The organism is Tatumella sp. JGM91 (assembly GCF_018257575.1).
GTDB classification, from domain to species: Bacteria; Pseudomonadota; Gammaproteobacteria; order Enterobacterales; family Enterobacteriaceae; genus Tatumella; species Tatumella punctata.
On record NZ_JAERJP010000010.1, the window covers coordinates 80,294 to 94,870 of the forward strand.

Below are 14,577 nucleotides of genomic sequence, written 5' to 3' on the forward strand. Positions count from 1 at the left end.
GTCGATTCAGCCACTCAGATGATTAATAACACTTTTTATTCCGTAGCTAACTCGTTTCAGCTTTTTGCGTAAAAGGGATAAAATTGTGATTAAAATCAATCCCGGTGCTGATCATATGCCGTAATGTGTGACTTACGCAGAGTGAAGAGTAAATGAATCATCAATTGTGGCGGATGCGGCTTTCGGGTAGACTGTGTTCCCGTCCTGGTGATTCCACCATCTTTAAACCTTAACTCTCAGGTTCAGCATGACAACGAACTATATTTTTGTGACCGGCGGGGTCGTTTCCTCTCTGGGTAAAGGCATTGCTGCAGCCTCCCTGGCAGCTATTCTTGAAGCTCGTGGTCTGAAAGTGACCATTATGAAGCTTGACCCTTATATTAACGTCGATCCAGGCACCATGAGCCCAACCCAACATGGTGAAGTATTTGTCACTGATGATGGTGCAGAAACGGATCTTGACTTAGGACACTACGAGCGTTTTATCCGCACCCGTATGTCCCGTCGTAATAACTTTACCACCGGACGAATTTACTCCGAAGTGTTGCGTAAAGAACGTCGTGGCGACTACCTGGGGGCGACTATCCAGGTTATTCCTCATATCACTAATGCGATTAAAGAACGCATTATTGAAGGCGGCGAAGGCCACGATGTGGTGCTGGTGGAAATTGGTGGTACGGTCGGTGATATTGAATCACTGCCATTCCTCGAAGCTATCCGTCAGATGGCGGTGGACGTTGGTCGTGAACATACCCTGTATATGCACCTGACCTTAGTCCCTTACCTGGCTGCCGCCGGTGAAGTGAAAACCAAACCGACTCAGCACTCGGTAAAAGAGTTGCTGTCGATTGGTATTCAGCCGGATGTTTTAATCTGTCGTTCAGATCGTGCGGTACCGGCCAATGAGCGGGCGAAAATTGCGCTGTTCTGTAACGTGGCAGAAAAAGCGGTTATCTCGCTGAAAGATGTTGATTCAATTTATAAAATTCCGGGTATGCTGAAGTCTCAGGGTCTGGATGATTTTATCTGTAAACGTTTTAACCTGAATGCTCCGCAGGCTGATTTGTCTGAATGGGAACAGGTTATTTACGAAGAAGCCAATCCGGGCGGTGAAGTAACCATCGGGATGGTCGGTAAATACGTTGAATTACCTGACGCCTATAAATCAGTTATTGAAGCCCTGAAACATGCCGGACTGAAAAACCGCGTGACAGTGAACATTAAACTGATTGATTCTCAGGATGTTGAGACCCGTGGTGTTGAGTTACTGAGTGGCCTGGATGCGATTCTGATCCCTGGTGGCTTCGGTTCCCGTGGTATTGAAGGTAAAATCATCACCGCACAATATGCCCGTGAAAACAACATTCCGTATCTGGGCATTTGCCTGGGAATGCAGGTTGCACTGATCGAATTTGCCCGTAATGTGGCAGGTATGACCGGAGCCAGTTCAACAGAGTTTGAACCTGACTGTAAATATCCGGTTGTTGCGCTGATCACCGAATGGCGTGACGAAGAAGGTAATGTTGAAGTTCGTGATGAGAAGAGTGACCTCGGCGGGACGATGCGTCTTGGAAGCCAGGCTTGCCAGTTGTCTGATGACAGCCTGGTCAGCCAGATGTATGGCTCTCAGACGATTGTTGAACGTCACCGTCACCGCTATGAAGTGAACAATCTGCTGCTGAAACCTATTGAAGCTGCAGGTTTACGGATTGCGGGTCGTTCCGGAGATGACCAGCTGGTAGAAATTATCGAAAACCCGAATCATCCGTGGTTTGTGGCCTGCCAGTTCCATCCGGAATTTACCTCTACACCGCGTGATGGTCATCCGCTGTTTGCCGGTTTTGTCAAAGCATCGGTTGATTATCAGAAAAGTCTGGCGAAGTAAGCTTATCATGGCAACGCGCGAACTTTTCGCGCGTTGCTTGTCTTAAGATTGAGAAGTTTCAGCTTAACTTGTACTGAGGAAAAACGAATGTCCAAAATCGTAAAAGTCATCGGTCGTGAAATTATCGATTCACGTGGTAACCCGACTGTTGAAGCAGAAGTACATCTGGAAGGTGGTTTCGTTGGACTGGCAGCTGCACCGTCAGGTGCTTCCACGGGTTCCCGTGAAGCGCTGGAACTGCGTGATGGCGATAAATCTCGTTTCCTGGGTAAAGGCGTGACTAAAGCAGTCGCGGCGGTTAATGGCCCGATCGCTGACGCGGTAACCGGTAAAGATGCCAAAGACCAGGCAAATATCGATAAGATCATGATCGAGCTGGATGGTACCGAAAATAAATCTAAGTTCGGTGCTAACGCAATTCTGGCCGTTTCTCTGGCGGCAGCAAAAGCAGCTGCAGCGTCTAAAGGTCTGCCTCTGTACGCCCATATTGCTGAACTGAATGGTACTGCCGGTAAGTTCTCTATGCCACTGCCGATGATGAACATCATCAATGGCGGCGAGCATGCGGACAACAACGTAGATATTCAGGAATTTATGATCCAGCCGGTTGGCGCTTCCAGTGTCAAAGAAGCTATCCGTATTGGTTCAGAAGTTTTCCATCATCTGGCAAAAGTACTGAAGGCGAAAGGCCTGAATACGGCAGTCGGTGATGAAGGTGGCTATGCACCTAACCTGGCTTCTAATGCTGAAGCACTGGCTGTTATCGCCGAAGCGGTAAAAGCTGCCGGTTATGAGCTGGGCAAAGATATTACTCTGGCGATGGACTGTGCCGCCTCTGAGTTTTATAACAAAGAAACGGGTAACTACGAGCTGAAAGGCGAAGGTAAGACCTTCACTTCTCAGGAGTTCACCCACTATCTGGAACAGCTGACCGAACAGTATCCGATCGTTTCTATCGAAGATGGTCTCAACGAGTCTGACTGGGATGGTTTTGCTTACCAGACGAAAGTCCTTGGCGATAAACTGCAGCTGGTCGGTGATGACCTGTTTGTCACTAATACCAAAATCCTGAAAGAAGGTATTGAGAAGGGTATCGCTAACTCTATTCTGATCAAGTTCAACCAGATCGGTACTCTGACCGAAACTCTGGCTGCGATCAAAATGGCGAAAGATGCCGGTTACACCGCCGTAATTTCTCACCGTTCCGGTGAAACAGAAGATGCCACGATTGCTGATCTGGCGGTAGGTACCGCAGCCGGTCAAATCAAAACCGGTTCAATGAGCCGTTCTGACCGCGTTGCAAAATATAACCAGCTGATCCGTATCGAAGAAGCACTGGGCCAGAAAGCCCGCTTTAACGGACGTAAAGAGATCAAAGGCCAGGCATAAATTTTCTGCCACCTGCTAAGGTTATCAGCCCCCGGCGCTTCAGGGCCCGGGGGCTTTTTTATGTGCGGATTTTAATAACAGACGTCTGACGCATCCTGTAACTGCAGATTAATTTTCTCTATCTCCGCGAAACTGAGTAAATCAAACGGATAAATAATCCCGGCCCGTGCCTGCCGTTTTTCCTGCGGGACGAGGCGAAAGATATCTACCGGAAAAAAGTAACGATTAATCAGCCCTTCGGGCAACTGACGGATCCCGGTATGAAAAGTCAGGAATCCACTATTTTCGCTGCCATCATAATCCATACCCGGCCATCGTTGCTGTATTCCTTCCTGTGCCAGAGCCACTTTCTGTTGCCGGGCTTGCAACCGGCCGGTCAGGTATTTCATAAAGTGCGGAGAATCAAGGAACGAACTGAGCAGCGCACTGGTCAGCGGATTGGTATCACTGGTCAGTAACGGGATAAATTGCCGTATCAGCTGTATAAATTGCGGAGATGCGGCGATACAGCAGACATTAATACCGCTGCCGGTCAGCTCAGCCAGATGGGTAAGATAGATGATATGCGGGTCAGGGTACTGATGCCTGAGGGCCGGGGTCACGGACTGGCCAAAGCCCAGCATCGCAAAGCAGTCATTTTCTATGATCAATGCATTATGACGACATGCCCATTCATACAGGGTGTGGCGTCTGCTGTCACTGAGAGAGACCCCCATCGGAAACTGACGCGCCGGTGAGGTAAAGATAAGGTCAGCGCCAGCCGCAGGGAAATCTGCGACACAGATCCCTTGCTGATCGACAGCTATCGGAAGTACGCGGAAATTGAGGCTGCGGAACAGTTCACGAACATGCAGCGGGCAGGGATCTTCTACCAGAATGGTGGGTTGCTGGCGGGTACTGGCAACACTGGCGCCGATCAGTAACAGTGCTTCCTGCATCCCGGAAGATAACACCATATTCTCTGGCAGCAGAGAGATACCCCGTGAGATCAGAATAAAGCGACATAAACTGTTTTTCAGCCGTTTATCGCTGACTTCCCAGCGATTCCAGCCGGTTTGTAACTGGGGAGAGCTGCTGCCCAGACACCAGCGGCGGATAAAATGCTTAGGTAATTGTGTGCGGTTATGACGTTCCAGCGATTGATAGGCTGCGGTCACCGGGGGCTTTTTTTCGCTGTGCGGTGGCTGTTTTTCGGCCGTCTTACCGATTTGTGGCTGAGGATCACGGCCTTCCGGGGCGCTGATCACCAGATAACCGCTGCGTTCATGCCCCTGGATATAGCCAAGAGACTCCAGAGTTTTATAGACCACCAGCACCGTCCCGCGGGAGACGTTATATCGATCACTCATGATCCGTATGGAGGGTAAAAAGTCGCCCCGTTTCAGGATACCTGAAAAAATCATCTGGCTGATATCATCAATAATTTGTTTTTTAATCGCTTGTTTGCTTTGCATCGATACATGTTCCCTATGAATATCACTTAGTTATTATTTTTATTTGCAGATATAAATAGCACGATGAGAAAGTATTTCGCAAGATAAATAAACTATTGTTATCATTTTGTTTTAAAATATCCATGCATTGTTAGTGTTGATCATTTCATTTATCCTTCCATCAGGAGGAAGGTATTCATAGTCTGGATATAGTTTCATTTGTTATGAATTTTTCCTATGAAATTAAATGTCGCGTATGCTCATGTTACGTTATTTGAGAATAACTAAAATCTAATAGCTGGTTTATATGACTGCTTTGTGTCAGATTATATTTTATATATAAACAGTGTCATTTTTTAATTTAACTTCTGCTACTTGTATATTCGGGGTCGGATCGTATTATTTTAGGGTGACCCGGGATGCCGGGGCACAGAGTCTGGAGCATTAATATTAATTATATTTAATAGGTAATATTATATTTAAGGATGAAGAAAATGATTAACCAACTGACCTCGTTATCTCTGAAAGCTCAGCTTTTCGTGACTGAAAGCGGCCGGCGTGCATTTCAGGTAATGCGTAAGGAAGATGGCGTGACGGCCATTGAATATGCAGTGATTGCTGTGGCGGTCAGCGGTATGTTGCTGACGCTGTTTGGTTCTCAGGATGCGCCATTCCTGAAAGCGATTACCGATAAATTTACCCTGCTGGCAGATAATATCAAACAAGCGAATCCTTGATAAATGACATCACCTGTCTATAAGGAGGAGCAGTTATCCTCCTTATTCTGAAATACGTATGAAGGTATTTATTCTTTTGCTGTTAGGGATAGTGCTGTTATCCGTCTGTTATACAGATATCACTAACAGAAAAATAAAAAACAAGGCTGTCTTTCTGGTGGCTTTGTTTTCAGCTTTATTATCCGTCACCAGTACTGGCTCGTTAAATTTACTCTATCCGTTAATAGTGTTAATCGTCGGTTTTTTACTGGTGTTCGTCAATGTGATCGGTGCGGGAGATATAAAGCTTATTGCGGCACTCAGTCTTTCTGTTCCTGCAGGCCAGATACCCGAATTTATATTATGGATAACCTTATCCGGGGTGCCACTGATTCTGGTTGTCGTTGTACTGCGGCTGGTGTTACCGGCCAGAAAAACGATGACCCTGCCTTACGGGGTTGCAATAAGTATCGGCTATTTACTTCACCTTTTGGGATAAACAGGACAACCAGTGAACCAGAGACTATTAGTAATTCTGGCTGTTTTATTACTTATTGTCGGGGCTTTTGGCTTGCTGATGAATAGCGGCCCGCCACCGCAGAGTTCTGCACCGGAGCCGCTGATGCAGGTCAGCTATTTTGTCAGCGAAAAGATATTGCCCACAGGCAGCCTGCTGCGGGATGAGGATTTCGTGATTAAAACCGAGTTCCTGCCTGCCGATAGCCGGGAGGCCACCGAAGAATCTCCTGAATCATTGCGCGGGATGTTTCTGGTAACAGATAAAGCGCCAGGAGAGCGGATCAGTCCGGCAGATGTCAGTGTTGATGATCCAAAGAACAAACTCGCGGCGGCCAATATGATCCGTTACAACATTGTCGTTAATGAGGAATTTACCGGTGCGTTACAGCAACTGCGTGCAGGTGATTACGTCGATGTATATTTGCGGTTTTCCTCAGAAAATACCAAAGCACGGCGTAAAAACAGCGAAAGCCTGTTATACGGAGAATCATCACTCAGTTTTTTCCGCATTTTTGAATCGCGAAGGGTGATCAGCCGCCCTGAAAAAGCAGCGCCTTCATTACTGGAGCGTAAATCATTGATAGAAAGCGGTAATAAGGGAGAAGTGACCGGCAGTCTGTCCCTTGATCTTGAACTGAGCCCTGCGGACCTGAAACGTTTATACAGGGTGACCCGGAAATACGACATTATTCTGTTTCCCGGGGGGGCCGGTAATGTTCAAAGGAAGACGTTGAGTGAACAGCAAGGAGCAGCTAAATGAATTTTCTGGTCAGACTGATTAACCCCATTCCCCGTTTGTACTTCTGGCTGAGCGGCCTGCTGCTGCTCAGTGTCTTACTGTCCGCCAGTGCCGCTGCAGAGACTCTGTACCTGGCGAAAGGGGGTGCCAGAACCCTGAAAATGAATACGGTCATTGATACGGTTTTCACCACTGATCCGGAAATTGTCGATTATAACCTGATCAGTGATCGTGAAGTGGTGATCTACGGTATTCAGAATGGTATTGGCGAGATCCTGTTGGTACAGAATGATGTGACGCGCAAAATTCAGGTGGTGGTCGATCCGCTGGTCGGTAAGCTGGCGGCACAGATTCAGGACCAGTTTCCCGGTTCAACCATTGAACTCAAAAAAGTCGGGGACAGCTATATCCTGGCGGGTATCGCGGTAGATGAAGAAAGCAGAGACAGTATTTATCAGATTGTCGGCGAAGCCCTGGGAATGGAAGCCGATACGGAAGTGGTGCGGATATCTACCGAAAATATGGGCGATATCAAAATTCCGTCCCTGACCCAAATCAGCTACAAAAAATTGCAGAACCGTATGCGACTTCCGCAGGCCAATCAGGTAAATGTCAAAATATCCATCGTTGAGCTGAATAAAAGTTACAGCGATACCCTGGGCATTGAATGGGGGCAGTCACTGGATGTCGGGAACTTTGTGCTGAATAAACTCCGCTTTAACGCCAGTGAGTTAACCTCAATGATCCATGCCCTCGGCAATGAATCGGTGGCAAGGGTACTTGCTGAACCAAATTTATCGGTACTGTCAGGTGAGACGGCTGATTTTCTGGTCGGCGGAGAAATCCCCATTATGACCAGCTCCTCCAATGGGACCAGTGTCGAATATAAAGAGATTGGCGTCAGGATGACTATCGGGGCGAAAGTTGAAAACAGTCAGAAAGTTAAGTTAATGATTTATCAGGAGGTGAGTAATGTCGATGACCAAAGTACCTCGACGGATTCCACCTATTATTTACCTGCCCTGAAATCCCGTAAAGCCAGAACAACGGTTGAACTGGCTGACGGAGAGAGCTTTGTACTGGCGGGATTACTCAGTGAATCTGAGCAGGAAATTCTGAAAAAAGTCCCCTTTATTGGTGATATTCCGGTATTAGGTGCCTTTTTCCGTTCGACAGCAGCGCGCCGGGAAAAAACAGAGCTGGTGGTGGTGGCGACCATTAATCTGGTCCGGCCTGTCTCCTCAAGCCAGGTCACTTTGCCTGCATGGCAGCGTAGCAGCCTGCTGGAGCGCTATTTTAATATCAGTAATGTGACCGGCAGCAGTGCAGAAAAAGGTGTAATCAGTTTTATAGAACAGGGCGGCTTTATTTACTAGAGAGGCAGTTATGCGGCAATGGATTCTGCTGTTAATCGGATTATGGAGCGGCTTTGGTCTTGCCGCTCAGGGGTACCAGTTTAGCCTGAAAGGGCGCAGTGATATTGACCAGGAAATACTGGTGGCTGAGGTTATCTCGTTCCATCAGTATCTCGGGGGCGGGCTGACTGTGCAGTGGTATCTCAGTGATGCGGATCAACTGGCGAAACGGATTAAACAGCGGCTGATCAGTGCGGGAATTTCACCTGAATATGTACAGTTGCAGAAGCAACCGACACAAAATAGTGCAGAGACTGCTGCGCTGGTCAGTATCATGCTGAATACAGAAAAAAATGGTTCGCTGTGTCAGTCACAGCAAAGCACCTATCGTTTTGATACTTATCCGGATATTGGCTGTGCAGTAGACAATAATCTTAAAGCCTCACAGCGGCGTGAAACCACCATAAACTGACTGGCAGGGAGGCCGGATGTTGTTATTTTCGTCCAGTGATAAACGGCAGGATACACCGACAGAAAGCGTGCTGGTGATCGCCGCCACGCCTTCCGTGATGGAGAAAGTCTGTGAACAACTGGCTATCAGGGACAGTGGCGAAGTTCGCCGCTTTACCGGGACGGTACCACAGCTTGAACATTACACGGAATCAGCCAATGTTGATGTGGTGATTTTTGAAGTCACCCCTCAGGACTCACCGGAATCTGTTGCCCGGCTGATGGAGTTACATATTGCGCGCACTGCAATACAGATTGCGGTCGGTGCCCAGGACTCTCTGATACTGGCAGACAGTTATCTGCAGCAGGGGATTTTTTACTGCCACTATCCGTCACAGCTGAATCGTATTGGTTCGCTGATATCAGCAAAAAATCAGCCTGGCAGAGATATGACCAGCGCCGTCAAAATCGCTATTCTTGGCTGTAAAGGTGGTATAGGGACCTCCTTGCTCAGTTACCATATTGCAGAAGATATCGCCAGGTTACGTCAGTCACCGACTCTGCTGGTACAGGGCAGCGGCGGCAGCCGCAATCTGGACCTGATTTCCCGGGTATCGATCAGTAATGAAGTGACGTTGTTGCAGAATAATTTCTTTGCCATGTATGAAGAAAAAAGTCATGCCTGGCGTTTCAATAATTCGGTCTACGATCGTCACCAGTGTGTGGTTTTTGATTTCAGCGCTTATAACGCTGCTGATGAAGACATTGAAAATGTTCTGACCCATTCTGATTGTGTCTTGCTGGTCTGTGACCGGAATCTCTCCTCAGTACGGGTGGCTAAAAAAATCCTTGAAGCGAATGCCCACCTGCAAAGCAGTCATAACGGCATTAAACGCCTTTACCTCTGTTTTAATCAGCATCACCCCAAAGTCAGTGGCGAGGTGAATGCCCGTGAGGCCGGTGACCTCGTCGGCCAGCCTGCTGATGTCACGGTGCCTTATATGCTGAAGTCCGGTGATCCGTCACTGAATATCGACTTTAGTGGTAAGCAGCGGCGGGTTTTACAAAATATAAGTTACCTGTTGTTAGGCAAGAAAAAAGAGTTACCAGGATCATTATTTTCAGCAGTAAAGCAGCGGCTTACAGGGAGGTCTGACTAATGGTGAACCCGAAATATGCGGAGTTGTCCCGCCAGTTACGCAGCCTGGCACTGCCCCGGCTGGAGCTCGATCTGATCGATAAATTACTGGATGATCGCACCGCGCTGATCCGCGAAATATCGCAGGTGATCCACCGCACCAGTGTCGAGCACAACCAGTATTTACCTTCGGAGGAAACCAGAGAGCTGGCATCTTCAATGGCTGATGAAATACTGGGCGTCGGACCATTACGGGAGTTAATGGAAGATGAATCGGTCAGCGATATTCTGGTCAATGGCCCGGACAATATTTTTGTCGAACGCAGCGGGAAGCTGGTATTCACCGGTAAACGCTTTATTGATAACCAGCAGCTGACGGAAATTGCCAAACGGCTGGTCGGTCGTGTCGGACGGCGGGTTGATGAATCCCAGCCGCTGGTCGATGCCAGGATGGCGGATGGCAGCAGGCTGAATGTGGTGATAAACCCTGTGGCTCTCGACGGGACTTCGATCTCCATCCGTAAATTCAGTAATGTGTCACGTACCCTGCGGGATCTGGTGAGCTGGGGAGCAATGAGTGAACAGATGGCGAATTTTCTGTCGATCGCGGTTCGCTGTCAGACCAATATCGTTATCTCCGGCGGAACCGGTTCGGGGAAAACCACCTTACTGAACGCATTATCACAGCATATCAATAGTGATGAGCGAATTATTACTCTCGAAGATGCGGCAGAACTGAAACTGCAACAACAGCATGTGGTGAGGCTGGAAACTCGTATGGCCGGGGCTGAAAATAGCGGCCAGATCACAATGCGTGATCTGATGATTAACACCCTGCGTATGCGGCCAGACCGGATTATTGTCGGAGAGTGCCGTGGCGGTGAAACTTTTGAGATGTTGCAGGCGATGAATACCGGCCATGATGGTTCTATGACCACCCTGCATGCTAACTCGCCACGTGATGCGCTCGCCAGGCTGGAAAACATGGTAATGATGGCCAACCTTAACCTGCCGGTGGATGCTATCCGACGCAATATTACTTCGGCAATTAATCTTATTGTCCAGACTAACCGCCTGTACGACGGGTCGAGAAAAATTACCCATATTACTGAGGTGATGGGCCTCGAAGGCGACACGATTGTTATGCAGGATATTTTCAGCTTTGCCGTGGATGACAGTGTCCAGGGCAAAGTTGTGGGGCGTTTTACTACCCCCGGATTTTCTGTTCGTTCCAGTGTTTATCGGCGGGCCAAAGCATATGGCTGCGATGATTTACTAAAAACTGTATTTGGGTAGGCAATGAATCTGTTATTCATGTTACTGCTGATAATGGCGGGGTTATGTCTGCTGATTGTTTTGCAACGTAATCAGTTTACCCGCAAATCCTTATCTTATTCCGGACAGCGGAAGCAGATGCTGCTCTCAATTATCAGCCAGAAAACCGCCCGGGTGTCTGAGGAAACCCCGATTATCTCGCGGCTGAAAACCGGTATTACGGATAAGTTATCCGCGATCTTCCGGCTTTTTTATGCCGGCAGTACCGGTGCGCTGATTAAAAATCTGACTATCCCGTTATTAATAGCGATGGCGATACTGGCGCTTAATGCTCTGTATATCGGCCTGCCCCTGAGCTGGGTTGCTGCCGCCAGTCTGGTTGCCTGTTACCTGGTGTTTTATAAAATTATTAAAAAACGCCATTACCAGCAGTTTTCACTCGATTTCAGTGAAGCACTGACCACGATTGGCGGAGCAATTACCTCCGGACGGACATTTTTGCAGGCAATGTCTGATTACAGCCAGAGCCGGAACAACGGCCTGTCACGTGAGTTTTCGGTTATTTCGCGGCGACTTAACTTTGGCGAGCAGGCGGAGGTTGTATTTATGGAGTCGTGGCGCAATTACCCCTATCGCGAATATTACTTTTTTATTGTTGCTATCCTGCTGAATATCAACAGCGGTGGCCGGTTGCGTGAGGTGCTGGGCAAACTTCAGCGGTCTATCTCTAACGGCATTGCTATGGAGAAAAAAATGCTGTCGATGACCTCAGAAATGCGCATGTCATCAAAGATCACCGGGGCCATTCCCTTCGTATTTCTGATTTTACTCAAGTTTATCAGCCCGGAGAACTTCCAGTTTGTACTTGAAGACCAGCAGGGCCGCGTATTGCTGTATTACCTGATAGGCAGTGAAGTCACCGGACTGCTGGTCATTAAATTTCTGATGAGGAAATTATAACCATGAACCCGATGCTGGTAATGATGATAGTAATTGTGCTGGTAATTACCGGGAACCTGTTACTGAGAAAAATACGGAACCGGAAATTACAGCAGGCGTTAACTGTAGCTGATGCCAGTGTACATAAACTTAAAATTCAGCAACTGAAAGAACACCATCATACGGAAATAGTGCTGGAACAGAATAATCCGCTGCTGAATATTTACCGCAAGCTTGATGCCAATATGGCTTACAAAGGATTGCTGGCCATGGGGATGTTTATGCTGGTGGTGGCCGGGGCCTTTTTTTCCGGACAGCCTCTCAGCCGGCAATCCTTGCTGATGGCGGCGATGATAAGTCTGGTATCGACGATTATTTTGCCGGGCATGCTGAGGTCGGTGTTTGTCAAACGCAGGGTCAAAACACTCAGTGCTGAGCTACCCTGGATGATCGAATTACTGGCTATCGGTGTGCAGTGCGGTATGACCATTGAGCAGGCATTCAAATTTTTATCTGACAAGATGTCCGGAATTAATCCTGACTTTGTTCCTTTTATCAGTCGTCTGGTCCGACGTACCGAGGTCAGCGGACTGAGTGTTGCTCTGGAGCATTTTTATCGTGAATGACCGTCAGCAGAAACCCGGATGTTTTGCGCCATGCTGCAACAAAGTATTCAGTACGGCTCATCAATGTATGAACAGCTGGTTGAGCTGGCCAGGGAAATCAGAGAGGTTCAGTTACTGGCGACCGAAGAAAAAATCGGTCAGCTCGGAGCGAAGATGAGTGTGCCACTGATTCTGTTTTTTATGTTTCCGGTCATTATTATCGTTGCAGCACCGGGGGTCATGAGGTTGATGGGGAATATGGGGAATTAATAACGTGAAACTAGTAAAACCGACAGTAATAACAGTTCTCTTTATGTTGCTGACAGGCTGTAACCAGACGACCACAATTGCCGGTAAAAAATTTGCGCTCAGTGATGGTTCCGCGAGTGAACAGATACTGTTAAAAACAGGAAATTATTCCGGTCTGATTAAAATGAAGCAGGAGGAACTGAAAAAAAATAACTCGCCACAAATAAGATATCAGCTGGCCGAATACTATTATCAGGCCGGTGATTTTCAGTCATCGTTATATCATTTGCAGAAACTGATGGTATCCGGTGCTGATATGAAAGTGTATCTGCTGGAGAGTAAAAATCTTAATTCCCTGAGGAAATATAAAGAAGCGCTGAACTTTATCGGCATCGCGTTAAATAAAAACCCCAATAGCGGAGAGGCCCTGAACCTGAAAGGTGTCATTCAGGCTGAAATGGGTGATCTGAACGGGGCCCTCGACAGTTTCGGGCTGGCGAGAAATGCGTATTTTCAGGAAGAATCGGTAGTGAATAATATTGCCATGATCTATATCGTTCAGAAACGTTATCACGAGGCGGTACAGATGTTATTACCGGTTTATCTGCGCGGTTACCGTAACCCGCAACTGGATCGTAATCTGGCATTTGCGCTGGTGAAAACCGGTGATCTGCGTTATGCCAAAGAGATTATCAAACGTGGCAGTTATGCTAAAAATCCAGATATGCTGGTGGCGGATCTTTTCAGGGTTGAAAGTTTTTGAGGATAAATACCGGAGCCGGTTATGCGAACAGTACTCAAAAGATTACGACAGCGTCTCTCCCGTGAACAAGGGGTGGTCACCATAGAGTTTTCGTTAATTTTTATTATTTTCGTATTTTTTATTTTTCTTATTTTTGAAATAAACCGTTTTCTTTATGTTTCCGCCTCTCTCGACCTGACCCTGTCAGAAGCCGCGAGAATGACATCCCGTACTGAACAGAATAATGGCGACTACACGGCGTTATTTGCCGCGAATGTGGCTCAGGAAAGTGCATTCTGGAAAATGTTTGTCGATCCGAAAAACTTTACGTTGAAAGTGACCTATTGCCGTTCGGTAAAAGACTCGCTGAAAGAGAATTGCTTTACCGGTGCGGGCCAGCAATATCCGCTGGCAATTTACAGTGCCGGTTATCGCTACCGGCCATTATTATTCGCTTTTGATAATAACAGTGCGGTGAAAAAGCTGGTTGCAATGCTGGATGCTTCTTTAAGCAGAAAACTGGTGTATGTGCAGGAATATGAGCGGGGAGACCAGTGATATGTGGCTGAAACAGAGCATTCTCGCGCAGGGAAAGTCAGAACAAGGATCAGTGCTGGTGGAAGCGGCATTTATTTTTACCTTACTGACGATTCTGAGCTGTGCGGCGCTGGATTACGGATTCTGGCTGATGACACGCAGCAAAGCTGAACGGATAAATTATTCCCTGGCTTCGGTGATCAGAGAGCGGGTTAATCTGTATGACGGCCGGGAAACCCTGACCAGCAGTGATGTCAGTCAGCTTGCTGAACTGGCCCGGTTTATGGCCGGGGACAACAGTGTCAAAACACTGTGTGTGCAGGTCGAAAGCCTCAGTTTTAAAGAGGTGACGACCCGGCGTCAGGTCGACCAGTATCAGAAAATGACCGCCGGTGCGGCAAAATGTAGCACTTCTGCCAGCGCCCTGACCCGGTATGCGGAACTGTCGCCGATGAGTATCCGCGGGCGCTGGGTACCTTTATATCAGGTCACCTTAAGTGTGCCTGCCCCGGCAGGCAGCTTATCGGGATTACTGAGTGCTGTCGGTGCCCTGCCGGAAACAATTACGGTATCTAATATCGTATTGGCCCGCTGAGCAGGAGGTAA

Annotated in this window: 16 protein-coding genes; 15 read left to right on the forward strand and 1 reads right to left on the reverse strand. The window is 47.8% G+C overall.

Features of this window, described 5'->3' with window-relative positions:
• Positions 1 to 247 precede the first annotated feature (247 nt).
• Entirely contained in the window at positions 248 to 1,885 is a 1,638-nt protein-coding gene (gene pyrG, locus JK198_RS08535; protein ID WP_212707762.1) for a glutamine hydrolyzing CTP synthase, read from the forward strand.
• An 87-nt stretch (positions 1,886 to 1,972) separates the two neighbouring features.
• Positions 1,973 to 3,274, forward strand: a complete 1,302-nt coding sequence (gene eno / locus JK198_RS08540; RefSeq protein ID WP_212707763.1) for a phosphopyruvate hydratase — start codon at positions 1,973 to 1,975, stop codon at positions 3,272 to 3,274.
• A 71-nt stretch (positions 3,275 to 3,345) separates the two neighbouring features.
• Here eno and JK198_RS08545 read toward each other — a convergent pair whose 3' ends face one another.
• Positions 3,346 to 4,728 (reverse strand): PLP-dependent aminotransferase family protein, encoded by a 1,383-nt coding sequence (locus JK198_RS08545; RefSeq protein WP_212710383.1) that lies wholly within the window; start codon positions 4,726 to 4,728, stop codon positions 3,346 to 3,348.
• Between the two features lie 473 nt (positions 4,729 to 5,201).
• On the opposite strand from JK198_RS08545, the gene JK198_RS08550 reads away from it, so the two are divergent.
• The 13 genes from JK198_RS08550 to tadF are packed head-to-tail and all read left to right on the forward strand — an operon-like array spanning position 5,202 to position 14,566.
• Positions 5,202 to 5,444 (forward strand): Flp family type IVb pilin, encoded by a 243-nt coding sequence (locus JK198_RS08550; RefSeq protein ID WP_212707765.1) that lies wholly within the window; start codon positions 5,202 to 5,204, stop codon positions 5,442 to 5,444.
• 58 nt (positions 5,445 to 5,502) lie between these two features.
• Complete coding sequence (locus tag JK198_RS08555) at positions 5,503 to 5,922, forward strand: prepilin peptidase (RefSeq protein WP_212707766.1); 420 nt, start codon at positions 5,503 to 5,505, stop codon at positions 5,920 to 5,922.
• A gap of 12 nt (positions 5,923 to 5,934) precedes the next feature.
• The gene (locus tag JK198_RS08560; RefSeq protein WP_212707767.1) at positions 5,935 to 6,702 is read left to right on the forward strand and encodes a hypothetical protein; all 768 of its coding nucleotides are present in this window, start codon (positions 5,935 to 5,937) and stop codon (positions 6,700 to 6,702) included.
• Positions 6,699 to 8,057, forward strand: a complete 1,359-nt coding sequence (locus tag JK198_RS08565) for a pilus assembly protein N-terminal domain-containing protein (RefSeq protein ID WP_212707768.1) — start codon at positions 6,699 to 6,701, stop codon at positions 8,055 to 8,057. Before JK198_RS08560 ends, JK198_RS08565 begins: the two co-directional genes overlap by 4 nt.
• A gap of 10 nt (positions 8,058 to 8,067) precedes the next feature.
• Positions 8,068 to 8,508 (forward strand): hypothetical protein, encoded by a 441-nt coding sequence (locus tag JK198_RS08570; protein ID WP_212707769.1) that lies wholly within the window; start codon positions 8,068 to 8,070, stop codon positions 8,506 to 8,508.
• A gap of 16 nt (positions 8,509 to 8,524) precedes the next feature.
• A complete protein-coding gene (locus tag JK198_RS08575) occupies positions 8,525 to 9,646 on the forward strand; it encodes a hypothetical protein (protein WP_212707770.1) in 1,122 nt (373 codons plus the stop codon).
• Positions 9,646 to 10,920: a CpaF family protein gene (locus tag JK198_RS08580; RefSeq protein WP_212710382.1), complete on the forward strand. Its 1,275-nt coding sequence runs from the start codon at positions 9,646 to 9,648 to the stop codon at positions 10,918 to 10,920. The genes JK198_RS08575 and JK198_RS08580 overlap by 1 nt, the downstream gene beginning before the upstream one ends.
• Positions 10,921 to 10,938: 18 nt before the next feature.
• Complete coding sequence (locus tag JK198_RS08585) at positions 10,939 to 11,859, forward strand: type II secretion system F family protein (RefSeq protein WP_212710381.1); 921 nt, start codon at positions 10,939 to 10,941, stop codon at positions 11,857 to 11,859.
• Positions 11,860 to 11,861: 2 nt separating this feature from the next.
• Positions 11,862 to 12,464, forward strand: a complete 603-nt coding sequence (locus JK198_RS08590) for a hypothetical protein (protein ID WP_212715360.1) — start codon at positions 11,862 to 11,864, stop codon at positions 12,462 to 12,464.
• A gap of 18 nt (positions 12,465 to 12,482) precedes the next feature.
• Entirely contained in the window at positions 12,483 to 12,713 is a 231-nt protein-coding gene (locus JK198_RS08595; protein ID WP_283092707.1) for a type II secretion system F family protein, read from the forward strand.
• A 4-nt stretch (positions 12,714 to 12,717) separates the two neighbouring features.
• Entirely contained in the window at positions 12,718 to 13,455 is a 738-nt protein-coding gene (locus JK198_RS08600) for a tight adherance operon protein (RefSeq protein WP_212710378.1), read from the forward strand.
• Between the two features lie 21 nt (positions 13,456 to 13,476).
• Positions 13,477 to 13,992, forward strand: coding sequence for a TadE/TadG family type IV pilus assembly protein (locus tag JK198_RS08605; RefSeq protein ID WP_212709470.1), 516 nt, complete (start codon positions 13,477 to 13,479; stop codon positions 13,990 to 13,992).
• Positions 13,973 to 14,566: a tight adherence pilus pseudopilin TadF gene (tadF, locus tag JK198_RS08610; protein WP_212710377.1), complete on the forward strand. Its 594-nt coding sequence runs from the start codon at positions 13,973 to 13,975 to the stop codon at positions 14,564 to 14,566. The genes JK198_RS08605 and tadF overlap by 20 nt, the downstream gene beginning before the upstream one ends.
• The last annotated feature ends 11 nt before the right edge of the window (positions 14,567 to 14,577 follow it).